This is a genomic window from Acidovorax sp. A79 (assembly GCF_041154505.1).
Lineage (GTDB): Bacteria > Pseudomonadota > Gammaproteobacteria > Burkholderiales > Burkholderiaceae_C > Acidovorax.
The window spans coordinates 4482716-4506646 of the sequence record NZ_AP028672.1 but is presented as its reverse complement, the minus strand read 5'-3'; the positions used below and the strand labels follow the sequence as shown (position 1 = coordinate 4506646).

The following is a 23931-nucleotide window of genomic DNA, read 5'->3' as shown; positions in this document are numbered from 1 at the left end:
GGCCGGTCAACCGGTGAAAACACCCCGGTGCCCGCCCACACCGCCGCCTGCACCCGCGTGCGGGGCACGCGCGCCCACCGCTGCGCGCGGCGGCCACTTCAGATGTTTCGAGCCTCTGGCGCTATCCCTTCAAGCGCCAGCAGCTATCAAAAATATAGCAACAGTTTTCCTGGCCACGGAGCCGGGACCGTCCGCCCTAGCCCACGGTCTGCCGCAGCACGCGCTGGAATTCACCCGACGCCGCGTCGTAGTCCCAGCGGGCGGCATAGCGCGCCCAGCCGCCCTCCACCGCGCCGGATGCCTCGACCGTCAGCACCACCAGGCTGTTGGGGCTGCCGTGGCGCAGGCGGTACGACACGGCGGTGCCCGCGTGGCTGGCCCACAGCCCGGGCAGGGGATTGAGCAGCGCAGGCTGGTGGGCGTGGCCCGACAGCAGCATCTGCGCACCGGCGGAGCGCCAGCACTGCAGGGCCTCGTCGGCCCGGTGGGGGCGGTGCGCGCGGTCGGCCGGATCGCGCGCCACCAGGGGGTGGTGGCTGGCCACGATGCGCCAGGCATCGGGGGGGGCGCGGGCCAGGAGGTCGGCCACATGGTGGATCTGGGCAGACGACAGGCTGCCGCGTTCATGCCGCCAGGCACGCGTGGTGTTGACGCCCACCACATAGAACGCGCCCGCCTGCCGCACGGGTTCGTGGTCCACCCCGAACTGGCTCGCGAAACGCTCGTACGACCGCCCCCAGCGCATCCACCAGGCAAACAGCGGCAGGTCATGGTTGCCTGCGAGCACCAGGGTGGAGCGGGCGTGCAGGCCCTGCACAAAACGCCCGGCCTGCTCGAACTGGCTGGCGGTGGCACGCTGCGTGAGGTCGCCCGACACCACCGCCATCGACACCCCCAGCCGCTGCGCCAGCCGCTGGGCCGCGGCGCACACGTCGGGATCGTGCGCCCCGAAATGCAGATCCGACAGGTGCATCAGAACGTCCATGGGCACTCTCCGAACGGGGCTGGGCGGCCAGGCTGCTGCGTCATGCCGGCAGCATCCCTTCCACCGGAGGGGCGGCCGGCGCCCCTTCGTGCTGCACGGGCATGGCAGCCGGCGGCGCGGGCGCGGAGGCATCGTCACGGATCAGAGTGGACGAGGCCACCAGCCACAGCGGCCGCGCGCTGATCCGGAAATGCAGGGGCGGCGCCATCCACGCGCGCTCGCCGTCGAAAGCCACCTTGACCTGCGGCGGGCGCCAGCTGGCCGGGGCCACCGTCAGCTCCGTGCACGCCACGCTGGTCACCGCGCCGTCCCTGTCGAGCTGGCCGGTGGCCGCGTTCCACACCGTGCGCGCCACGGCCCAGCGGCCCTGGGGCTGCAGCAGCACGACGGCCATCTTGCCGCCATCGGCCACCATCTGCGCCTGGGGCAGGCCCATGCGGTCGAGCTGCAGCGGGTTGTTGCCCACGAACAGCGTGGTGACCAGGTGCTCCTCCTGCCGGTCCCGTGCGCCCTCGTGGGTCTTCATCACCACACGCCAGCGGCGGCCGGCCGCGGGCCGGAACATGCTCCACACCGCCGACGCCACGGCCACCAGGCGCGAGCGGCCAAAGCGCCGCGACGCCTTCTCGCGCTCGGCCAGCAGCTTGGGGTACAGGCCGACACTGGCGTTGACCACGAACAGCTGGCGGTTCACATAGCCCACCTGCACGGGGCGCATGTCGCCCGCATGCAGGGCCTGCAGCAGATCCTGCACGGCCACCTCGGGGTCCAGCGCCAGGCCGTGTTCGCGGCTGAAATAGTTGAAGGTGCCCATCGGCACCACCCCCATGGGCACACCCAGGCGCAGGACCGCGGCGGCCACCGCGTTGATGGTGCCGTCGCCGCCCGCGGCCACCACCAGGCCACCGTCGGCGCGCGCGGCATGCGCCGCCTCGCCCGCCAGCGCCACGATGTCGCCGCGCTGGTCCGGCACGTGCCACACCAGGTTGTGCGCCTGCAGGGCCGAGACGCCCTCGAGCTTGGCGCGCAGCAGGTCCAGGTCGGCGCCGGGGCGCCGGGGCACCACCAGGTGGATGGGGCCGTGGGGCCGGGCAGGAACGGGACGCTCTGAAGGTGTCATGAAGAGAAAGGTCTGCAACAGGCTGCGGCACCGGACCCGGGCGCCAGGCCGGCACCGTGCTGGCTGCGCGCCGGGGATTGCGGTGCGGTCGTCCGATGATGGCGGGCGGGCAGCGCATGCGCAGCCGGTAGCCACGCCTTTGCCCTGTCAGCGCCCGCCGACAGGGCCGGGGCAGCGCCACGGTGCCACGGTGCCACGACGATTCACCCATGCCCGGCAGGGCCGCTGGGAACTCCGGTACAAACGCGGGCTCCCTCCTAGCCTGGCGAAGAAGAAGCTGACGCCGTCCGCAACCCATGACCCTCCCCGCATCCGACATTGGCGCCCTGCTGGCGCAGCACCCCATGGCCTGGTGGTGGGCGGGCACGGTCGCCTTCGCGCTGCTGGGGCTGGGCGGCCTGGCGGGCCTGCGGGGCCTGCGCCGCGCGGCCCCGCCGCTGCGCCGGCTCCTGCCGGCACGGGCGCGCTGGGTGATGATCGCGGCCATGGGCGCGTCGGCCTGCACCCTGGTGCTGGCGGGCGCCGCGATGGCGGAGCTGGCCGACAGCGGGCGCGCCGCCGATGGCCGCTGGGGCGTGCTGGACGACGCCCTTGCCGACGGCCTGCGCGCGCAGGCGGACACCGCCGTGCTGCGCTGGTTCGCCGCGCTCACCCACCTGGGGGACTCGGGGGTGCTGGCCGGGCTGACGCTGGTGGTGGCCCTGGCGCTGTGGCTGCGCCGGCACCGGCTGCTGGCCACGGGCTGGTTCGTCGCCATGGCGGGAAACGGCGCCCTGACCAAAGTCCTCAAGGAGGTGTTCGAGCGTGTCCGGCCCGAGCACATGCACGGCGTGGCCCAGGCCCAGGGCTACAGCTTTCCCAGCGGCCACAGCAGCGCGTCGATGGTGGCGTACGCGATGCTGGCCTACCTGACCACGCGGCTGCTGCCCCGCCCCTGGCACGCACCCGCGGCGCTCCTGGCCGGCGCGTTCATCTTCACCACCGGCTGGAGCCGCGTGGTGCTGCATGTGCACTACGCCAGCGATGTGCTCGCGGGCTGGCTGCTGGGCGGCACCTGGATGGTGTGCACGGTGCTGATCATGGAGAGTGTGTCGCGCTGGCGCGGCCCCGCCCCCGGCGCTGCGGCGCAACGGCCATGAGCCATCAGATCGCGACGAGGTTGCGGATGCCCTTGGCCTCCATCTCGCTGCCAGGGCCGCGCGCGATGACCTCACCACGCTCCATCACCAGGTAGTCGTCGGCCAGCTCCTGCGCGAAGTCGTAGTACTGCTCGCACAGCAGGATGGCCATCTCGCCCTTGTCGGCCAGCATGCGGATCACGCGGCCGATGTCCTTGATGATGCTGGGCTGGATGCCCTCGGTGGGCTCGTCCAGGATCAAGAGGCGCGGCCCCGGCGCCAGCGCCCGGGCGATGGCCAGCTGCTGCTGCTGCCCGCCCGAAAGGTCGCCGCCCCGGCGGCCGAGCATCTGCTTGAGCACGGGGAACAGCTCGTACAGGTGTGGCGGCACGGGGGTGGCGCCGCTCTTGTAGGCCAGGCCCATGCGCAGGTTTTCTTCCACCGTGAGGCGGCCGAAAATCTCGCGCCCCTGGGGGACAAAGCCGATGCCTGCGCGGGCACGGTCGTACGGCGTGGCCTTGTCGATGGGCTTGCCGTCGAACGTGATGCCCCCGCTCCTGATGGGAATCAGGCCCATGAGGCTTTTGAGCAGCGTGGTCTTGCCGACGCCGTTGCGGCCGAGCAGCACGGTGACCTTGCCGGCCTGCGCCGTGAGGCTCACATCACGCAGGATGTGGGAGCCGCCGTAGTACTGGTTGATGTTCTGGACGGTGAGCATGGTACTTGGAGTGTTTTGGGCCTCTAGCGCTTGTTCATCAAGCGCCAGCAGCTATTAATTTGGAAGCATTCGGTGCGCCTGTGCCGAGTCCGGATTCCGAGAGTCGCCCCGGCCCCAGCCTTCGCAACAGCCCACCGCCCGCCAGGAAAAGAGAACAGGCAACCTCCATCACCGCCCCAGATAGACCTCGATCACCCGCTCATCCGCCTGCACCTGGTCCAGCGTGCCCTGCGCCAGCACCGCCCCGTCGCACAACACGGTCACGATCTCCGAAATGGTGCGGATGAACCCCATGTCATGCTCCACCACCATCAGCGAGTGCTTGCCCTTGAGCGTGAGGAACAGCTCCGCCGTGCGCGCCGTCTCCTCGTCCGTCATGCCCGCCACGGGCTCGTCGAGCAACAGCAGCTTGGGGTCCTGCATCAGCAGCATCCCGATCTCCAGCCACTGCTTTTGCCCATGGCTCAGGTTCCCTGCCATGCGCGCCACGCTGTCGGCCAGGTGGATGGTGTGCAGAATCTCCGCCAGCCGGTCCGACTGCGCGGAATCCAGCCGGAAGAACATGCTCGACGTCACGCCCTTGTGCGTCTTCAAGGCCAGCTCCAGGTTCTCGAACACGCTGAGCTGCTCGAACACCGTGGGCTTCTGGAATTTGCGGCCTATGCCCAAGCTCGCGATCTCCGGCTCGTTGTGGCGCAAGAGGTCGATGGTCGAGCCGAAGTACACTGTGCCGCTGTCGGGCCGCGTCTTGCCGGTGATGATGTCCATCATCGTCGTCTTGCCCGCACCGTTGGGCCCGATGATGCAGCGCAGCTCGCCGGGCGCGATATCGAGGCTCAGGTTGTTGATGGCCTTGAAGCCATCAAAGCTCACGTTCACATCTTCCAGGTACAGGATGCGGCCGTGGGTGATGTCCACCTCACCGGGCGTGGCAATGCGCGAGAAACCTGCAGCACGACCGCCGGATTCGGTCTGGCCCAGGGCGGCGGGCGCCAGCCTGGCCTCTATGCGCCTTGCGCCTTCGTCCATCAGATCGGGGGTCATGGCGCGGCTCCTTCGGTCTTCTTGTTTTTCTTCAGCTTCTTCACCAGGCCCACCACGCCATCGGGCAGGAACAGCGTCACGGCGATGAACAGCGCACCGAGGAAATACAGCCAGAACTCCGGCGCCGTCACGGTGAGCCAGCTCTTGGCACCATTGACGATGAAGGCGCCCACGATGGGTCCGATCAGCGTGGCACGGCCGCCCACCGCGGCCCACACCGCGATCTCGATGGAGTTGGCGGCGCTCATCTCGCCGGGGTTGATGATGCCGACCTGGGGCACGTACAGCGCGCCCGCCACGCCGCACATCATGGCGCTGATGGTCCAGATGGTGAGCTTGTAGGGCAGTGGCGAGTAGCCCGAGAACATGACGCGCGTCTCGGCATCGCGCACCGCCTGCAGCACGCGGCCGAACTTGCTGCGCACCAGCCAGCGCGCCAGCAGGAAGAATACCAAGAGCGTGACGCCCGTCATCACGAACAGCAGCATGCGCATGTTCTGCGTGGCAATGGGCTGGCCCAGGATGCGCTTGAAATCCGTGAAGCCGTTGTTGCCGCCAAAGCCCGTCTCGTTGCGGAAGAACAGCAGCATGGCCGCATACGTCATGGCCTGCGTGATGATCGAGAAATACACGCCCTTGATGCGCGAGCGGAAGGCGAAGTAGCCGAACACGAACGCGATCACGCCAGGTACCGCCACGATGAGGATCAAGGTGGCAACGAAGCTGTCGGACAGCATCCAGTGCCAGGGCAGCTCCTTCCAGTCGAGGAACACCATGAAGTCGGGCAGGTCGCTCTGGTAGTTGCCGTCGCGGCCGATCTGGCGCATGAGGTACATGCCCATCACGTAGCCGCCCAAGGCGAAGAACAGGCCATGGCCCAGGCTCAGGATGCCGGTGTAGCCCCAGATCAAGTCCATGGCCAGCGCGCAGATGGCGTAGCACATGATCTTGCCGAGCAGCGCCACGGCGTAGTCGGACAGGTGCAGCGCACTGCCGGCCGGCACCCACAGGTTGAGCACGGGTGCCACGGCGCACACCACGATGAGCGCCACGATGAAGGCCGACCAGCCGCCGCGCGTGAGCAGCGGCGCGGGTGCGGGGAGTTGGATAGCAGGGGTATTCATAACAGTCTCAATCCGCCGTACGGCCCTTCACCGCGAAGATGCCCTGCGGCCGCTTCTGGATGAAGATGATGATGAACACCAGCACGGCGATCTTGGCCAGCACGGCGCCCGTCCAGCCTTCGAGGAACTTGTTGAGCACGCCCAGGCCGAGCGCGGCATACACGGTGCCGGCCAGCTGGCCCACGCCGCCGAGCACCACCACCATGAACGAATCGACGATGTAGCCCTGGCCCAGGTCCGGGCCCACATTGCCCACCTGGCTGAGGGCACAGCCTGCCAGGCCCGCAATGCCGGAGCCCAGCGCGAAGGCGTAGGTATCGACACGCGCCGTGTTCACACCCATGCACGAGGCGATAGGGCGGTTCTGCGTGACGCCGCGCACGAACAAACCCAGGCGCGTCTTGCTGATGAGAAAGGCCACGCCGCCCAACACCGCCAGCGCAAACGCCACGATGATCACGCGGTTCCAGGGCAGTTGCAGGTTCTCCATGAGCTGCACGCCGCCGCTCATCCACGAGGGGTTTTCCACACCCACGTTCTGCGCGCCGAACACGGTGCGCACCAGCTGCTGCAGCATCAGGCTGATGCCCCAGGTGGCCAGCAAGGTCTCCAGCGGGCGGCCGTACAGGAAGCGGATCACGCCGCGCTCGAGCACCGCGCCCATGAGCGCCGAGGCCATGAAGGCGGCGGGCACGGCGGCCACCAGGTACCAGTCGAACGCGCCCGGAAAGTAGCGCTGGAACACGCCCTGCATGACGTAGGTGGCGTAGGCGCCGATCATCATCAGCTCGCCATGGGCCATGTTGATCACGCCCATGAGGCCGTAGGTGATGGCCAGGCCCAGCGCCACCAGCAGCAGGATGGAGCCCAGGCTGATGCCCGTGAACATCGCCGCCAGACGCTCGCCCCATTTCAGGCTGTCTTCCACCGTCTTGAGTGCCGCCTGCAGGGCGGCCTTGACCTTGGGATCTTGTTCGTTGCGCAGCTGCTCCAGCAGCACCGTGCGCGTGGCGGGGTTGCCACTGGCGGCCAGGTGCTGGGCGGCTTCCAGGCGATTGGCGGCATCGCTGCTGCTCAGGAGGATGCGCGCGCGGATGCTGGCCAGGCGCCCCTTGAGAGCTGCGTCCTGCTCGGCGGCCAGGGCCTTCTCAACCAGCGGCAGGCGGGCCTCGTCGGTCTCTTCGCGCAGCGCTTCGATGGCGCTGCGGCGTTGTGCAATGTCGGTGGACATCAGCTGGAGCGAAGCCAATGCAGTGTCGAACTCGCCGCGCATGCGATTGTTGTTGACGATGTCTTCGGCGTCGTCAGGCACCGGCACCTCGGCGCCGGTCACGGGGTCCAGCCCCTTGTCGCCCTTGATCACGATGGCCTTGTCGCCCGCGATCTTCACGGCGTCCTCACCCATCGCACGGATAAACGCCAAAGTGGCCTCGTCGGGCGTGGCGATGGCTTTCTGCAGCGCGGCGATCCGGTCGTCGGTATCACCCGCCGCCATGGCCCGTGCAGCCTCGGCCGTGAGCGCGTGCGCCTGCACCGTTGTGCACAACAGCAGGCAGGCGATCAAGCGAGAAAAGAATGAAGAAAGCATGGAAGGGCCAGTGGCGTCGAACAAGATGGGCCTGTGCAGCGCGCAGGGCCCAGACCAGGGCCGCCGCGCAAGGGCCGCCCCGCCGCGCTGGCGGCGTCCCCCTCCCACGCGCAGCGTGAGAGAGGGGGAAGCGGCGTAGCCGCTCAGGGGGAGATCACAGCTTCGACTTGCCGTCCGGCTCGTCCTTCTTCTTGTCGTTGCCTTCGATGTAAGGAGACCATGGCTTGGCCTTGACCGGGCCCGGCGTCTTCCACACCACGTTGAACTGGCCGTCGGCCTTGATCTCGCCGATGAACACGCTCTTGTGCAGGTGGTGGTTCTTCTCATCCATCTTGCTGACGATGCCGCTCGGTGCCTTGAAGGTCTGGCCGGCCATGGCGGCGATCACCTTGTCCACATCCGTGCTCTTGGCCTTCTCGACAGCCTGCTTCCACATGTTGATGCCGATGTAGGTGGCTTCCATCGGGTCGTTGGTGAGCGGCTTGTCCTTGTGGCCGGCAATGCCCTTGGCCTTGGCGTAGTCGCTCCACTTCTTGATGAACTCGGTGTTGGCCGGGCTCTTGATGGACTGGAAGTAGTTCCAGGCGGCCAGGTGGCCCACCAGCGGCTTGGTGTCCACGCCGCGCAGTTCTTCCTCGCCCACGCTGAATGCGACGACCGGCACGTCCTTGGCCTTCAGGCCCGCGTTGCCCAGCTCTTTGTAGAAGGGCACGTTGGAGTCGCCGTTGATGGTGGACACCACGGCCGTCTTGCCGCCCTGGCTGAACTTCTTGATGTCGGCCACGATGGTCTGGTAGTCCGAATGGCCAAACGGGGTGTACTTCTCGTCGATGTCCGAATCCTTCACGCCCTTGGACTTGAGGTAGGCGCGCAGGATCTTGTTGGTGGTGCGGGGGTACACGTAGTCGGTGCCCAGGAGCACCCAGCGCTTGGCGCTGCCGCCGTCCTTGCTCATCAGGTAGTCGACCGCAGGGATGGCCTGCTGGTTGGGCGCGGCGCCGGTGTAGAACACGTTCTTGGAGAGTTCCTCACCCTCGTACTGCACGGGGTAGAACAGCAGGCCGTTCATTTCCTCGACCACGGGCAGCACGGACTTGCGGCTCACGCTGGTCCAGCAGCCGAAGATCACCGAGACCTTGTCCTGGCCCAGCAGCTGTTTGGTCTTTTCCGCGAACAGCGGCCAGTTGGAGGCGGGGTCCACCACCACGGGTTCGAGCTTCTTGCCCAAGACGCCGCCCTTGGCGTTGATCTCGTCGATGGCCATCAGCACGGTGTCCTTGAGCACCGTTTCCGAGATGGCCATGGTGCCCGAGAGGCTGTGCAGGATGCCGACCTTGATGGTCTCCTGCGCGTGGGCTGGCAGCGCAGACAGGCCAGCGAGCGTAGCGACGGCCGCAAGGGCCTTGAGGGAATAACGACGTTGCATGTGTGCTTCTCCGGTGGTGGTTTCAATCAGTGAATCAATCAAACCGCTTCGCCCGGCGGGCTCCGTGGTGGAGCCGTGGCGGATCGGGCGATGGAATGGATTCTGGAGAGCGAGGCCGGCTTGGGAAATACGCCGGGTGGCGTACACGGTGGCCCGGCCGCAGGGCGCCAGGGTCTGCTCACCCAGCTCGTGTCGGGTAGGCGAAACGCTATGCATTTAATAGCTTTTAGCGCTTGATGGATAAGCGCTGGAGGCCAAAAACACTCAAAATGCCAAGTCCCCGAAGGGCGGGGGAATCTCGGTCGCAGGTTTACGATATTTGAACCATCACCCCATGCGCCGGGCTCGCATGCCCCCATCCAGCCAACCTACGCCACGAAGGAAACAACCCCATGGTGAAACGACGCACAGTGCTCCTCGGTGGCGCCGCGACAGCGGGCGCGCTGGTCATTGGCTGGGGCGTGATGCCGCCGCGCCAGCGCCTGCACCCGGCCGACCCGGTGCCCAGCGCCAGCGGGCAGGCGGCGCTGAACGGCTGGCTCAAGGTGGGCGCCGACAACACCGTGACGGTGATGATGGCCAAATCCGAAATGGGCCAGGGCGCGCACACGGGCCTGGCCGCCATCCTGGCGGAAGAGCTGGATGCCGACTGGGCGCAGGTGCGGCTGGAGATGGCGCCCATCGACGACATCTACAACAACCTGGCCACCGTGGTGGACGGCCTGCCCTTCCACCCCGACAACGACGGCTCGATGAAGGCCGCGGCGGGCTGGCTCACGGCCAAGACCATGCGCGAGGTGGGCGTGATGATGACGGGCGGATCGAGCAGCATCAAGGACCTATGGCTGCCCATGCGCGAGGCCGGCGCCCACGCGCGCGCCCTGCTGATCCGCGCCGCCGCCGCGCAATGGAACGTGCAGGCGGCGGAGTGCACGGCCAACGCGGGCGTGGTGGAACATGTGGCCGGCCAGCGCGCCACGTTTGGCGAACTGGCCGCCCTGGCCGCGCAGCAGCCCATGCGGGGCAAGGTCACGCTGAAGGAACCCGCGCAGTTCAAGCTCATCGGCAAGCCGCTCACGCGCATCGAGGCGCCTTCCAAGCTGGATGGCTCGGCCGTGTACGGCATCGACGCCCACCCACCCGGCCTGCTGCATGCCAGCGTGGTGATGTGCCCCACGCGCGGCGGCAAGGTGGCGCGCTTTGATGCAGCCGCCGCCCGGAAGCTGCCGGGCGTGAAACACGTGCTGGCCGTGGCGCCCCTGCACGGCGGCACCGGCGCCGTGGCCGTGATCGCCGACACGCCCTGGCACGCCAGGAAGGCCGCCGCCGCTGTCACCGTGGAATGGGACCACGGCCCCGCCGCCACGCTGTCGAGCGACGCCGTGATGGCGCGCATGGCGCAGGCGCTGGACCAGGCCAAGGGCTTTGGCTACCACAGCACGGGCGACGTGGATGCGGCCCTGCAGGGCGCGGCCAGCACCATCACCGCGGACTACCGCGCGCCCTACCTGGCCCACGCGGCGCTGGAGCCCATCAACTGCACGGTGCAATTCAAGGACGGGGCCGCCACCGTGTGGACATCCACCCAGGTGCCGGGCCTGGCCCGCAGGGCAGCCGCCAAGGCGCTGGGCATCGACGAAGAGAAAGTGACCGTGCACCAGCTGCTGCTGGGGGGCGGCTTTGGGCGGCGGCTGGAGGTGGACTACGTGGGCCAGGCCGCCGCCATCGCCCAGGCCGCCGGGGGCGCGCCGGTGCAGACGCTGTGGACCCGCGAGCAGGACACGCAGCACGACTTCTACCGCCCCGCCTGCATGGCCCGCTTCAAGGCAGGGTTTGATGCGCAGGGACACCTGGTGGCGTGGCACAACATCTCCGTGGGCCAGGCCATCGTGCCGCAGGTGCTGGTGCGCACCTTTGGCCTGGCGGGCGCGGGCCCCGACAAGACCACGTCCGAAGGTGCCTTCGACCAGCCCTACGAATGGCCCCATGCGCGCATCGCGCATGAGGTGGTCGACGTGCCCCTGCCCGTGGGCTTCTGGCGCTCGGTGGGGCATTCGCACCAGGCGTTCTTCAAGGAGAGTTTTGTGGACGAGGCCGCCGCAGCGGCCAGGCAGGACCCGGTGGCCTTCCGCGCCGCGCTGCTGCAAAAACACCCGCGCCACTTGAAGGTGCTGCACAAGGCGGCCGAGCTGGCGGACTGGGGCAAGCCGCTGGCGCCAGGCGCGGCGGGCGGGCAGCGCGCGCGGGGCGTGGCGCTGCACCAGTCGTTCGGCTCCATCGTGGCCCAGGTGGCCGAGGTGTCGGTGGGCGCCGACAAGGCCATCCGCGTGCACCGCGTGGTGTGCGTGATCGACTGCGGCGCGGCCATCAATCCCAACCTGATCGCGCAGCAGATGGAAAGCGCCGTGGTGTTCGGCCTCACGGCGGCGCTGCACGGCGAGGTCACGGTCAAGGACGGGCAGGTGCAGCAGGGCAACTTCCATGACTACCCGCTGCTGCGCATGGCCGACTGCCCGCGCGTGGAGACCCACATCATCGACAGCGCCGAGCCGCCCGAAGGCGTGGGCGAACCCGGCTTGCCGCCGATCGCGCCCGCTGTGGCGAATGCGCTGTTTGCCCTGACCAGGCAGCGCCTGCGCGCCCTGCCGCTGAAGCTGGCCTGAATCGATTCAAGGAACCATCATGCCCACCACCCTGCGCATCAACGGCAAAGCCATCTCCGTCACCGCCGAACCCGACACCCCGCTGCTGTGGGTGCTGCGCGGCGAGCTGCATCTGAACGGCACCAAGTTCGGCTGCGGCATGGCGCTGTGCGGCGCCTGCACCGTGCACCTGAACGGCGAGCCCGTGCGCGCCTGCATCACGCCCCTGTCGGCCGTGGGCGATGCCGACATCACCACCATCGAAGGCCTGCACGGCCCCGAGGCCACCGCCCTGCGCACCGCGTGGACGGTGCTGGACGTGGCGCAGTGCGGCTATTGCCAGAGCGGGCAGCTCATGTCGGCCTGCGCGCTCCTGAAGAAGACGCCACGGCCCAGCGATGCGGACATCGACGCGGGGATGTCGGGCAACGCGTGCCGCTGCGGCACCTACCAGCGGATTCGCGCGGCGATCCACCAGGCGGCGGCCACGGAAAAGGCGTGACGCCCGCCCCGTGCCCCGGGGGATGGCGGCAAGCTCCGGGGGCCAGACGCCAGGCGGGCGCCAGGATGCCACCCCTCTGGAATGGCCCCCGCGCACGCCTGTCAAGCGCGGAATGCTATTAATTGCATAGCATTCAGGCCTTCCGTCACCACGGAAAACCAGACCCAGTTAGAGTATCGACCTCGCGCAGGCCCCGGCCTGCCCGGCCCCTTCTTCAGCCCTGCTCCACCCATGTCCAACCTCGTCGTCCACGGCGGCACCCCGCTCCGGGGCCGCATCACGCCATCCGCCAACAAGAACGCGGTGCTCCCCGTGCTGTGCGCCACGCTGCTCACCAACGAGCCGCTCAAGCTCCTGGGCGTGCCCGACATCACCGATGTGCGCAAGATCCTGGAGATCTTCCGCACCCTGGGCAGCGATGTCCGCATGGACCACGCCACCGGCACGCTCGACCTGCACCACCACGCCACGGTGTTCGATGCCGCGCAGCACCGGCTGCCCGAGGAGATGCGCTCGTCCATCATGCTGGTGCCCCCGCTGCTCGCGCGCTTTGGCGTGGCGCGGCTGGAGGACAACGTCAAGGGCTGCACGCTGGGCGTGCGCGAGATCGACCCGCACGTGGAGGTGTTCCGCCGCTTCGGGGGCGCCGTCGAGCGGGCCGAGGGCTCGCTGCTGATCCGCAGCGCGGGCCGGCTGCAGGCCAACCACCATTGGCTGGACTACGCATCGGTGACCACCACCGAGAACTTCGTGCTGTGCGCCGCCACGGCCGAGGGCACCTCGGTGCTGACCAACGCGGCGTCGGAGCCGCACGTGCAGGAGTTCTGCCGCTTCATGGCCATGATCGGCGTGCGCATCGAGGGCATGGGCACCTCGCGCATCACCGTGCACGGCGGCACGGCCCTGCGCGGCGGGGAGTTCCGTTTCGACGAGGATTTCCACGAGATCACGACCTTCCTCGCCCTGGGCGCGATCACCGGCGGGGACGTGGTGGTGAAGAACAGCGCGCCCGGGAACTTTCCGCTCATCGACCGCACCTTCGCCAAGTTCGGCGTCACCGTCACGCACGAGGACGGCTGGTCGCGCGCGGCGTGCGACGGGCCGCTCAAGGTGCAGACGCCCTTCACGAGCAATGTGCTGACCAAGGTGGAGGCCGCGCCCTGGCCGTATTTTCCGGTGGACCTGCTGCCCATCTTCATTGCCCTGGGCGTGCGCGCCGAGGGCAACGCGCTGTTCTGGAACAAGGTGTACGACGGGGCCCTGGGCTGGGCGGGCGAGCTGTCGAAGTTCGGAGCGCACGTGTTCCAGTCCGACCCGCACCGCCTGGTCACCTTCGGGGGCAACCCCCTGAGCCCGGCCGTGGTCGAGAGCCCCTACATCATCCGCGTGGCGATCGCGCTGTTCATGGTGGCGGCGAGCACGCCCGGGCGCTCCGAGATCCGCAACGCCACGCCCATCCGCCGCGCCCACCCGCGCTTCGTGGAGAACCTGCGCAGCCTGGGCGTGCAGGTGGAGTGGACCAGCGAGGAGTGAGCGGCGGCCCGCGGGCCTCAGGCTGCGACCACGCCGCCCGGTGCCTCGCCCGGGTTGGGCAGCACATGCACCCGGGCGTGCGCGGGGTGCGCATCAGCGCAGTGCACGGTGTTGCGCCCCGACTCCTTGGCGCGGTACAGCGCCTTGTCGGCGCGGTTGACCAGCTCCTCGAAATCCAGCCCCGAGCCCTGGTGCAGCGTGGCCACGCCAATGCTCACGGTGACCGAGATGCTGGCGCCTTCGTCGTTCACGGGCACGCTCATCGCCGACACGTCGTGGCGCAGCGATTCGGCCATGCGCTGGGCGCTGGCCCCATCGGTCTCGGGCAGCACGATGACGAATTCCTCGCCCCCGAAACGCGCCACGATGTCCACGCCACTGCGCTTGCGTGACGCACAGGCCTGGGCCACGGCGCAGATCACGCGGTCGCCCGCCAGGTGCCCCCACACGTCGTTGACGGGCTTGAACAGGTCGATGTCCACCACCAGCAGCGACAGCGGGTGGCCAAACCGTTGGGTCCGCTGGCATTCGTTGGCGCCCAGTTCCATCAGCGTGCGGCGGTTGGACAGCCCCGTGAGCGCATCGTTGGCCGCCAGCAGCTCCAGCGCGGCATTGAGCTGCTGCAGCAGGCGGTTCTGCTCCACGAGCTGGCGGTTGATCTGGGCGATCTCGTCTTCCTTGCGCTTGCGGTCGTCGATGTTGAAGGTGACCCCGATGAGCCGCTTGCCCGGCGTGTCGCTGTGGCCGTCCATGATGCGGCCATAGTTCGCGTACCAGACCCAGTCGCCGCCCTTGGCGCGCAGGCGGAATTCGCAGCGGTACTGCGGCGTGACGCCGCAGAGGTGGTCGGCCACGGCCTGCCGGACACTGTCCACGTCCTCCGGATGGAACAGGCCGTAGATGTCCTGCACGCCCGAGACGATCTCCTCCTCGGTGAAGCCCAGTTCGAGGAAGGTCTTGGTCGCCTTGCGGGTGACATTGCCGGTCACCAGGTCGTTCTCCCACAGGTCCAGCCCGGCGGCCTCCAGCGCCAGCTCCAGCCGCTCCCGGTTCAGATCTGCTTCACCCATGGCGGCTTGCCTTCATCGCGCTGTCCGTGTCCCGGCCGGTTGCTGGCTGGTGGGCTGGTTGTCTGTCTGTCTGCGCATGGTCAGGCCGGGGGCATGGCGCCCGCGTAGCCGATGTTGCGCAGCAGCGACGCAAACGAGGCCACCACGCCCGGCGTGCCGTACAGCTGCGGCGCTGTCTGCACCGCGATCACGCTCACCATCCGGCCCGTGCTCTGGCCGGTGGCGGCATCGAAGTACAGCGCCAGATCGTCGCTGGCATTGGAGAACCCGCGCCCGGTGCTTTCGGAGTAGTAGCAGATCGAGTCCGGGGCAATGATGTCGGGCACCGCGCTCGACGACGAGTACATGATGAGGTTCTCGTTGAGGTTGTAGAGGTAGTGCGTCTGCGTGCTCTGGCGCGGATCCTGCGTGTTGTCCAGGCGGATGATGCCCGAATCCAGCGATGCGCTGGACGTGGACTGCGAGACCGAGGTGATGAAGAAGTTGGTCGCCACGGCGGCGGCGGGCCGGCCCGTGATGAGGGCGATGGCATCGGCCACCGCGCCCGTGGCCTGCGGCGTGCCGCTGTCCCGCAGGAACTGCCCCAGCGCGCGCGCCTGCTCCAGCGTGCCCGCGATGTAGCTGCCCGACAGCGCAAAGCCGTTGCCCGCGTTGGACGGCCACATCGCGATCCCGGAATACCCGCCAAAGCCTCCCACCACGCCGCCGGCCAGCGTTTCCACCCGCGCGGCGGTGCTCGCGCCCAGCACGGCGGATTCGATGTCGGCGGGGCTGGCCGCGTCGCTGGCCAGCGCCGCGGGGCACGGAGCCAGCGGCGGATTGCCGGTGAACGTGGTCTGCGGCAGCTCGGGCACCGCGCGCCCGGCTCCGTCGCCGTTGACCACCCAGACCGCCCCCCCGCCCATGGCCGCGCCGATCAGCGGCACCAGCGAGTTGATGGGCCCGATCTCCACCGGGATGTAGGCCCCCGGCGACGCCCCGGTGGCGTCCGCCAGCACCTGCACCGTGTTGCGGATGGAGTTCTGGATGGCGGCCAGCGTCAGGCTGTCGGCCGCGTCGGGCGAGCCCATGATGGCCAGCACGCAGGCGTTGGTCGCCCCGTCATAGTCCTGCACCTGGACGGTGCCCGTGAAGCCCTGGCGGGCCAGCTCCTCCAGGATGGAGCACGCGTCGTGGTAACTGCCACCGCCGCCGCTGGCCAGCACCGCCGCGCCGTCCGCCACCGACTGGAACTCGTTCAGCCCGTAGGAATAAACACCCATCTCTCGCCCCTCTCATGGATGGCTGGCACGATACGCCAGCCCGGTCGGTTGTCAACCCGCGCCATCCCGCGCGGAACAAAGGCCAAAGCGTGGTAGGCAGCGGGCCGCGCCGCGGCCCATGGCGCGGAAAGCACTCTGGTTTCGCGCGGCGGCTTCGCCTATGCTCTGCCCAGCGCACCGCGCCAGAAATTCGACTGTCCGCCATCCACACACACCATGAGCCACCCTGAAAAAAACTCCGTCTACGGCACCGAAGACCTGCTGATCAGCCTGTGCAACTCCGTCACCCGCGTGCTGAACGTGGCCACCCACAGCCAGATCCACTACTCCGGCATGGTGCAGCGCATCAGCAAGACCTGCCTGAAGCCGGACATCGGCTGCTTCGTGCTGTTCGATGGCGGCTTCTCGGGCCTGGTGATCATCAACTTCTCGGCCACGGCGGCCATGGAGCTGTACGCCAACTACCTGCTGAACATGGGCATGTCCAAGGACGACCTGGTCACCTCCTACACCTCGGACGAGGTCAGCAACGTGATGGGCGAGCTCATGAACCAGGTGGTGGGCGACTTCACCGGCAAGGTGCGGCGCGAGCTGCAGACCCACATCACCCAGAACCAGCCCAAGATGCTGGTGCTGAACAAGCAGGTGATGCTGAGCGTGGACGCCAACCTGGACAAGCCCGAGGCGCGGCGCGTGACCTTCTACACCAGCAACAACAACATCTTCTACCTGGAACTGGCGATCGACCGCACCGAATTCATCAAGCTCTACGACTTCGAGGCGCAGGAGGCCCCGGACCCGGATGCGCTGATGGCCCAGTCGCAGGCCGCGCCCCCCGTGCCCGCGCCGCCCCCCGCCGGGCAGGACGACACGGACGCGCTGCTCAAGTCGCTGGGGATGTAGCGCGGCCCCTGCGTCCGCCCCGTGGCCCGCAGGCCATTCGCTATCAAAAAAGTAGCTACCCGCGCTTGCCGATCGGGCGCCACGGCCATTTTTCATACCGCCACCATGGAGCATGGCGGCCCCGGCCGTTGTCAGCGAGGAGGTCCGCTGTCCTACAGCTGCATGCCGGGCCTGCTGACGCACGCGGGCCGTGCTCCGGATAGATTGGGCTCAGATGCGGGGCCAGCCTGGCTGCCCCGCCCGCCAACCCATCGAAGGAGCCCGCCATGCCCCAAGCCCAATGGAGCGCCAAGCGCGAACGCCAGTACGAACACATCAAGACCAGCCTGAAACAGCGCGGCAAGAGCACGGACACGGCCGAAGAGATTGCGGCGCGCACCGTGAACAAGGAACGCGCCCAGCACGGCGAAAGCAAGACCGCCAACCCCAAGACCTTGCGCGACACCCCGGCCCCGGTGCGCGGCGGCCAGCGGTCCCACCAGGGCGCGCAGGGCCGAACGCGCGACCAGCTGTACGAAGAGGCCCGGCGCAAGGGGATCGAGGGCCGCTCCAGGATGAACAAGCAGGAGCTGGAACGCGCGGTGGGCCGCTGAGCGGCACCCGGCCGGCCTTGCGCACCGCAGGCCCAGGCCTCACCAAAGCTATTAAATTGATAGCTTTCCGCGCTTATTCCACAAGCGTCAGCAGCCCAAAATACTGAAGAATCAGCCCTCGAACTGCGGGTGCAGCTGCCGGATGCGGTTCATCGCCATGGCGGCCGCCGCCGTGCGCGTTTCCACCCCCAGCTTGGCGAACACGCGTTCGAGGTGCTTCTTCACCGTGGCGGGGCTGGCGCCCAGGATGTCGCCGATGTCGCGGTTGATCTTGCCCTTGACCACCCAGTACAGCACCTCCGCCTCGCGCGCGGTGAGCTTGAAGGACAGGCTCATGGATTCGATGATCTTGGCGTCCGACACCTCGCGCATGACGATCAGCCAGTCGCCCCCGCCTTCGCTGTCGCCCGCCTGCTGGTGCAGGCGGAAGGTCAGGCGGCGCGCGCCCTGCTCGATGGCCAGGCGCGGCGGCTCGGCCAGCGCATGGGCCAGCAGCTCCGCCGCGTTTTCGGCGAGCACATGGCGGCGCAGCCAGGCCTGCACGATCCCTGGCGCCCAGGGGCTGGCTTCGCCAAAGTAGCCCTGCAGCAGTTCGCGCGCCAGCGGGGTCTGCCACACGATGCGGCCGTCCACCGCGCGCACCGTGATGCTGGCATAGCCGAAGGCATCGAGCGCATTGCGCGCCTCGCGGGCCTGGCTCGCATCCTGGCGCGCCCTGCGCGCCGCGCCCAGGTGCACGCCCATGCGGGCCATCACCTCGCGCGGCTTGATGGGCTTGGTCACGTAGTCCACGCCACCCGCCTCCAGCGCGGCCACCAGGTGCTCGGTCTCGGTGAGGCCCGTCATGAAGATGATGGGGATGTGCGCGGTGGCGGGCGACGCCTTCAGGCGCCGCGCCACCTCGAAGCCGTCCATGCCGGGCATCATGGCGTCGAGCAGCACGATGTCGGGCAATGCCTGCGCGGCGCGCTGCAACGCGGCCTCGCCGTGCGTGGCCACGAGCACCGTGTAGCCCGATTCATCGAGCGCGTCGTGCAGCACGGCCAGGTTGTCGGGCACGTCGTCCACGATCAGGACCACGTCGCTGTCGCCGCGATCTAGGGCCGCGGCATGCACCGGCAGGGAGGGTGGGGTCGCGGTGGTCGTCACGGTGGCGCCTGCTCCAGGATGTGGCCCATGGCATCGAACTGGAACTGCCTGGCCAGCTGCCGCATGGTGCCGACAAAAGCGCCGTGCGCGGGCTGGCCGCGTTCGATGTCGTCCAGGGTGTTGAGGATGCCCCGGTAGTAGCCCAGCGCGACCACCTGGGCCAAGGCCGCCAGGGCGGTGGCATCGGGGTACGTGAGGGGCGCATCCGCTGCCGCGGGCAAGGCGGGGGCGGGGGCGGCGTCGGCCTCGCCGTGCTGCCACTGCAGGCCCAGGCGGCGCTCCAGCCAGTCCAGCAGCTCGGTGTGGCGCACGGGCTTGACGATGAAGTCCTCGGGGCGGATGTCCACGTCGTTGTCCAGCGCCTTGTCGAACGCATTGGCCGACACAATGGCGCAGTGGACGTTCGCGAGGTGCATCTGCCGCACGCGCCGCAGGGTCTCCCACCCGTCGATGCCCGGCATGGCCAGGTCCATGAAGATCGCGTGCGGCCGGTAGCCCGTGGCCAGCAGGTCCAGCGCGTCGTGCCCGCTGGCGGCCTGGCGCAGCTCGAAGCCCAGGGGTTCGAGCAGTTGCACCAGCAGCTCGCGGTCGGGCTCTTCGTTGTCCACCACCAGGATGCGGCGGCGGTCCCCCGCGTAACCCCTGCGCGCGCGCTGGGTGCGAGTGGCCAATGCGGCGGGCGCTGGCGCGGTCTTGCCCAGCGCGTCCCCATGCACCTCAGGCAGGAACAGCTTGACGTGGAACACCGAGCCTACGCCGGGGGTGCTGCCCACCGTCAGCTCGCCGCCCATGAGCGCGGTGAGCATCTTGGCAATGGTCAGGCCCAGGCCCGCGCCCGGCGCGGCCGCGGTGTTGCCACCGCCCGAGCCGCCCCGCGCAAAGGGCTCGAAGATGCGCTCGATCTCCTCGGCCGTGAGGCCCGGCCCCGTGTCCTGCACCTCGATGCGCGCCATCTCGCGCGCATAGCGCACGCGCAGCGTGACGGTGCCGTGCGCCGTGAACTTGACCGCGTTGCCCAGCAGGTTGATGAGGATCTGGCGCAGGCGCTTTTCGTCGGCACGAACCACCTCGGGAATGACGCCCAGCACATCGAACTGGAAGGCCAGGCCCTTGGCGGCGGCCTGCAGTTCGAACAGGCTGGCCATTTCGTGCAGGCCATCGGCAAAGCGCATGGGCGTGACATCCAGCGTGAGCTTGCCGGATTCGATGCGCGCGATGTCTAGCGTGCCCTCGATGAGCGAGAGCAGGTGTTCGCCCCCCCGCCGGATCACGTGCACCGCCTGCTTGCGGTGCGGGGGCACGCCCGCGTCCTCGCCCATGAGCTGCGCGTAGCCCAGGATGGAGTTGAGCGGCGTGCGGATCTCGTGGCTGATGGCGCTGATGTAGCGGCTCTTGGCCTGGTTGGCCTGGTCGGCCGCGCGCTGGGCCGCCTCGGCCACCTGGCGCGCCTGCTCGGCCACGCTGCGCGCGGTCTGCAGGGCCTCGTCGGTCTGGCGGTGCAGCTCGATCTCGCGCACCAAGAGGCCCGTCTGGCGGTTGGATTCCTCCTGCGCCACCTGGCGGCTCTTGTGCGCCAGCACCAGCCACCAGGCCACGATGCCCGAGATGACCAGCAGCGCCAGGTAGGCCTTGAGCAGGCCGGAGCGCAACGCGACCTCCGGGGCGGCCAGGACTTCCGTGTCGGTCATCGCATTGGCGATGGTGTTGAGCTCCTGGTGGTACAGCAGCCCCATGACGGAGGCCAGCAGCGGCGCGATCACCAGCATCAGCAGCAGGAAGTGGCCCAGGCCCGTGTCCAGGTAGCGCCACATGGCGCGCGGCAGCACCCAGCGCAGGGCGGCAGACCATTGCACCGCCATGCTGGCGTCGGGCTTGCACAGGTCGCCGCAGCGCGCGTCCAGCGTGCAGCACAGCGAACAGATGGCGCCCCGGTAGGCGGGGCACTGGGCCATGTCGGGCGCTTCGTATTCGCGCTCGCAGATCACGCAGCGCTGCACGGTGTAGCGCACGTAGCTGCCCAGGGCCGCATCCATTCCGCCGCCGGCCTTGCGGCCCACCGGGCCGTGCAGGGGTACCGCCACCACGTCGGCCAGCGCAGCGGGCTCGGACTGGCGCGCGATGTAATAGCGCCCCCCGGTGGCCCAGGCAATGAGCGGTGCGGTGACAAACGCGACAGCCATCGCGATCACGGCCGAGAACGCCTGCGGCAGTGGGCCGAACAACCCCAGGTGCGCGCTGATGGACAGGATGGACGCGAGCGCCATCGAGCCCACGCCCACCGGGTTGATGTCGTACAGGTGCGCGCGCTTGAACTCGATGCCCCGGGGTGACAGCCCCAGCGGCTTGTTGATGACGAGATCGGCCACCACGGACATGATCCAGGCGATGGCGATGTTGGAGTACAGCCCCAGCACCTCGCCCATGGCGCGGAACACGTTCATCTCCATCAGCATGAAGGCGATCAGCGTGTTGAACACCACCCACACCACGCGCCCCGGGTGGCTGTGCGTGAGGCGCGAGAAGAAGTTGGACCACGCCAGCGAGCCCGCGTAGGCATTGGTCACATTGATCTTGAGCTGCGAGACCACCACGAACAACGCCGTGGCCGCCACCGCCCAGCCGTAGTGGGGGAACACATATTCGTACGCGGCCAGGTACATCTGGTTCGGGTCCACCGCCCGGTCGGCCGGCACCATGTGGGTGAGCGCCAGGTAGGCGAGCAGCGCACCGCCCAGCATCTTGAGCACCCCCAGCACCACCCAGCCCGGTCCGCCCACCAGCACGCCCAGCCACCAGCGCCCGCGCGTGGCGGGCGTGCTGGCGGGCATGAAGCGCAGGTAGTCGGCCTGCTCCCCCATCTGGGTGATGAGCGCAATGCCCACCGTGAGCGCCGCACCAAACAAGGGCAACTGGAACGTGGCACCGCGCATCGATTCACCACCGTAGTGCACAACCCCGGAAAATGCACCAGGATCGCGCACCAGCACATAGGCGAACGGCACCACCAGCATCACCAGCCACAGCGGCTGCGTCCACACCTGCAGGCGGCTGATGGCTGACACACCGTGGGTGACGAGCGGAATCACCACGATGGCGCAGATGAGGTAGCCCCAGGTGGGCGGGATGTCGAGCGCCAGCTCCAGCGCATAGGCCATCACGGCGGCTTCGAGCGCGAAGAAGATGAAGGTGAAGCTGGCGTAGATCAGCGAGGTGAGCGTGGAGCCGATGTAGCCAAAGCCCGCGCCGCGCGTGAGCAGGTCCATGTCCACCCCATAGCGCGCCGCATACACGCTGATGGGCAGCCCCGCCAGGAAGATGATGAGCCCCGTGGCCACGATGGCCCAGAAGGCGTTGATGAAGCCGTACTGCACCAGCAGCGTGGCGCCCACGGCCTCCAGGATCAGGAACGACGCCGCACCGAAGGCCGTGTTGGCCACGCGCCATTCGGACCACTTGCGAAAGCGCTGGGGCGTGTAGCGCAGCGCGTAGTCCTCCATGGTCTCGGTGGCCACCCAGCTGTTGTAGTCGCGCCGGACCTTGACGACCTGCTGCGGGGCCTGCTGGGGCTCGTGTGCAGCCATGCCGGGCTCTGTCGGCTGCAGCGGGGTGGCGTCAGCAGGGGCGATGGAGGCGGTGTGGGAAGGCATGGGCAATGGCGGCGGTCACCCCTTCAGGTGCAGTTTCCATGCCACTGCACCTGGGGACGTGCGCCAGATGACGTATGGCGGGCACGGGGCTTGCTGCCTATGATGGAACAGCTCTCGCCAGATCACCCCCGTGGCCCATAGCACGCCCCTCGTGGTCACCCCGCGTCGGCTCACGCGCGAGCCAACAACACCAGCATTGAGTACAACGACATGGAACTGACGCCTCGCGAAAAAGACAAGCTGCTGATCTTCACCGCCGCCCTGCTGGCCGAGCGCCGCAAGGCCCGGGGCCTCAAGCTCAACTACCCCGAGGCCATGGCCCTGATCAGCGCCGCCGTGATGGAAGGTGCCCGCGACGGCAAGACCGTGGCGCAGCTGATGAGCGAGGGCCGCACCGTGCTGACCCGCGCGGACGTGATGGACGGCATCGCCGAGATGATTCCGGACATCCAGGTCGAGGCCACCTTCCCCGATGGCACCAAGCTCGTCACCGTGCACCAGCCGATCGTCTGACCCCTTTTCTCCCTCTTTCTCTCTGTGGAGCCCCCATGCGCATCGCACTCTCACACCGCCACACAGCCGCTCTTCTCTTCATGGCTGCCAGTGCCATCAGTACCAGTGCCGTCGCCCATACCGGCGCTGAAACCCACATCCACAGCAGTTTTCTGAGCGGCTTTGCCCACCCATTCTTTGGCCTGGACCACCTGGCCGCCATGGTGGCCGTGGGCCTGTGGAGCGCCCTGGCCGCGCGCCGCGCCGGCCGCGAACTGCTGTGGGGCCCCGTGGGCTTTGCCTCCATGCTGCTGGCGGGCGCCGTGCTGGGCCTGCAGGGCGTGGCACTGCCCGCGGTGGAACCGATGATTGCAGCCTCGCTGCTGGCCACCGGCCTGCTCGTCGTGTCGCGCCTGCGCGTTCCCGGCCTGGTGGCCGCGCTGGGCGTGGGGGTGTTTGCCGTGTTCCATGGCGTGGCCCACGGCCACGAGCTGGCGGGCAGCGACAGCGCCTGGCAAACCCTGGCGGGCATGCTGGCCGCCACCGTGCTGCTGCATGGCGCGGGCCTGGCGGCGGGCTGGGCGCTGCGCCACCGCCACGTGTGGCTGGCGCGCGCTGCGGGTGCGGGCGTGGCAGTGTTCGGTGGTGCGCTGCTGGCGCAGATGGCCTGAGCCAATCCGCCCCACAGGAGCATCCCATGATCCCAGGCGAACTCTTCACCGAACCCGGCGAACACCCGCTCAACACGGGCCGCCGCACCCTCACGCTGGTGGTGCGCAACACCGGCGACCGCCCCATCCAGGTGGGCTCGCACTACCACTTTGCCGAGACCAACAACGCACTGGGCTTTGACCGCGCCGCCGCACGCGGCATGCGGCTGAACATCGCATCGGGCACGGCCGTGCGCTTCGAGCCCGGCCAGGAGCGCACCGTGGAACTGGTGGACTACGCGGGCCAGCGCCGGGTGTATGGCTTTCAGGGCCTGACGCACGGCGCCCTGTAGAAACACCAAGCC

20 protein-coding genes are annotated in these 23931 nt (G+C 68.6%); 9 read left to right on the top strand and 11 right to left on the bottom strand.

Features of this window, described 5'->3' with window-relative positions; genetic code table 11:
• Positions 1-196: 196 nt before the first annotated feature.
• Entirely contained in the window at positions 197-985 is a 789-nt protein-coding gene (locus ACAM51_RS20775) for a metallophosphoesterase (RefSeq protein WP_369641726.1), read from the bottom strand.
• A gap of 40 nt (positions 986-1025) precedes the next feature.
• A complete protein-coding gene (locus tag ACAM51_RS20770; RefSeq protein ID WP_218293587.1) occupies positions 1026-2105 on the bottom strand; it encodes a diacylglycerol kinase family protein in 1080 nt (359 codons plus the stop codon).
• Positions 2106-2401: 296 nt separating this feature from the next.
• Here ACAM51_RS20770 and ACAM51_RS20765 point away from each other — a divergent pair, with 296 nt between their 5' ends.
• Positions 2402-3244: a phosphatase PAP2 family protein gene (locus tag ACAM51_RS20765; protein WP_369641725.1), complete on the top strand. Its 843-nt coding sequence runs from the start codon at positions 2402-2404 to the stop codon at positions 3242-3244.
• Between the two features lie 4 nt (positions 3245-3248).
• On the opposite strand, the gene urtE is transcribed toward ACAM51_RS20765, so the two are convergent.
• The 5 genes from urtE to urtA form a co-directional block, all read right to left on the bottom strand.
• Complete coding sequence (urtE, locus tag ACAM51_RS20760) at positions 3249-3941, bottom strand: urea ABC transporter ATP-binding subunit UrtE (protein ID WP_369641724.1); 693 nt, start codon at positions 3939-3941, stop codon at positions 3249-3251.
• A gap of 168 nt (positions 3942-4109) precedes the next feature.
• A complete protein-coding gene (gene urtD / locus ACAM51_RS20755; RefSeq protein ID WP_369641723.1) occupies positions 4110-4985 on the bottom strand; it encodes an urea ABC transporter ATP-binding protein UrtD in 876 nt (291 codons plus the stop codon).
• The gene (urtC, locus tag ACAM51_RS20750; RefSeq protein ID WP_369641722.1) at positions 4982-6109 is read right to left on the bottom strand and encodes an urea ABC transporter permease subunit UrtC; all 1128 of its coding nucleotides are present in this window, start codon (positions 6107-6109) and stop codon (positions 4982-4984) included. The genes urtD and urtC overlap by 4 nt, the downstream gene beginning before the upstream one ends.
• Positions 6110-6116: 7 nt before the next feature.
• Positions 6117-7697: an urea ABC transporter permease subunit UrtB gene (urtB, locus tag ACAM51_RS20745; protein WP_369641721.1), complete on the bottom strand. Its 1581-nt coding sequence runs from the start codon at positions 7695-7697 to the stop codon at positions 6117-6119.
• A gap of 154 nt (positions 7698-7851) precedes the next feature.
• Positions 7852-9123, bottom strand: a complete 1272-nt coding sequence (gene urtA / locus ACAM51_RS20740) for an urea ABC transporter substrate-binding protein (protein WP_369641720.1) — start codon at positions 9121-9123, stop codon at positions 7852-7854.
• A gap of 392 nt (positions 9124-9515) precedes the next feature.
• Here urtA and ACAM51_RS20735 point away from each other — a divergent pair, with 392 nt between their 5' ends.
• From ACAM51_RS20735 to ACAM51_RS20725, 3 genes are all read left to right on the top strand, one after another.
• Positions 9516-11786, top strand: coding sequence for a molybdopterin cofactor-binding domain-containing protein (locus tag ACAM51_RS20735; RefSeq protein WP_369641719.1), 2271 nt, complete (start codon positions 9516-9518; stop codon positions 11784-11786).
• Between the two features lie 19 nt (positions 11787-11805).
• Positions 11806-12267, top strand: coding sequence for a (2Fe-2S)-binding protein (locus ACAM51_RS20730; protein ID WP_369641718.1), 462 nt, complete (start codon positions 11806-11808; stop codon positions 12265-12267).
• 231 nt (positions 12268-12498) lie between these two features.
• Positions 12499-13800 carry a UDP-N-acetylglucosamine 1-carboxyvinyltransferase gene (locus ACAM51_RS20725; RefSeq protein ID WP_218341491.1) on the top strand — a complete coding sequence of 434 codons (1302 nt, stop codon included), beginning with the start codon at positions 12499-12501 and terminating at the stop codon, positions 13798-13800.
• 17 nt (positions 13801-13817) lie between these two features.
• Here ACAM51_RS20725 and ACAM51_RS20720 read toward each other — a convergent pair whose 3' ends face one another.
• On the bottom strand, positions 13818-14870 hold the full coding sequence (locus ACAM51_RS20720; RefSeq protein WP_218293577.1) for a diguanylate cyclase: 1053 nt from the start codon (positions 14868-14870) through the stop codon (positions 13818-13820).
• An 80-nt stretch (positions 14871-14950) separates the two neighbouring features.
• Positions 14951-16132 (bottom strand): DUF917 family protein, encoded by a 1182-nt coding sequence (locus ACAM51_RS20715; RefSeq protein WP_218293576.1) that lies wholly within the window; start codon positions 16130-16132, stop codon positions 14951-14953.
• A gap of 216 nt (positions 16133-16348) precedes the next feature.
• Between ACAM51_RS20715 and ACAM51_RS20710 the strand changes: the two genes are divergently transcribed.
• Positions 16349-17035: a DUF3334 family protein gene (locus tag ACAM51_RS20710; RefSeq protein WP_218293575.1), complete on the top strand. Its 687-nt coding sequence runs from the start codon at positions 16349-16351 to the stop codon at positions 17033-17035.
• 266 nt (positions 17036-17301) lie between these two features.
• Positions 17302-17628 carry a plasmid stabilization protein gene (locus tag ACAM51_RS20705; RefSeq protein WP_218293574.1) on the top strand — a complete coding sequence of 109 codons (327 nt, stop codon included), beginning with the start codon at positions 17302-17304 and terminating at the stop codon, positions 17626-17628.
• A 111-nt stretch (positions 17629-17739) separates the two neighbouring features.
• On the opposite strand, the gene ACAM51_RS20700 is transcribed toward ACAM51_RS20705, so the two are convergent.
• Both ACAM51_RS20700 and ACAM51_RS20695 read right to left on the bottom strand, forming a co-directional pair.
• Positions 17740-18777, bottom strand: coding sequence for a response regulator (locus tag ACAM51_RS20700; protein WP_218341492.1), 1038 nt, complete (start codon positions 18775-18777; stop codon positions 17740-17742).
• On the bottom strand, positions 18774-22358 hold the full coding sequence (locus ACAM51_RS20695; RefSeq protein WP_255591747.1) for an ATP-binding protein: 3585 nt from the start codon (positions 22356-22358) through the stop codon (positions 18774-18776). Before ACAM51_RS20695 ends, ACAM51_RS20700 begins: the two co-directional genes overlap by 4 nt.
• Before the next feature lie 276 nt (positions 22359-22634).
• Here ACAM51_RS20695 and ACAM51_RS20690 point away from each other — a divergent pair, with 276 nt between their 5' ends.
• From ACAM51_RS20690 to ACAM51_RS20680, 3 genes are read left to right on the top strand one after another with little or no spacing between them, the layout of a single operon-like run.
• On the top strand, positions 22635-22937 hold the full coding sequence (locus ACAM51_RS20690) for an urease subunit gamma (RefSeq protein ID WP_055399013.1): 303 nt from the start codon (positions 22635-22637) through the stop codon (positions 22935-22937).
• A 35-nt stretch (positions 22938-22972) separates the two neighbouring features.
• Entirely contained in the window at positions 22973-23587 is a 615-nt protein-coding gene (locus ACAM51_RS20685; RefSeq protein WP_369641717.1) for a HupE/UreJ family protein, read from the top strand.
• 26 nt (positions 23588-23613) lie between these two features.
• The gene (locus tag ACAM51_RS20680; RefSeq protein ID WP_218341495.1) at positions 23614-23919 is read left to right on the top strand and encodes an urease subunit beta; all 306 of its coding nucleotides are present in this window, start codon (positions 23614-23616) and stop codon (positions 23917-23919) included.
• Positions 23920-23931 lie beyond the last annotated feature (12 nt).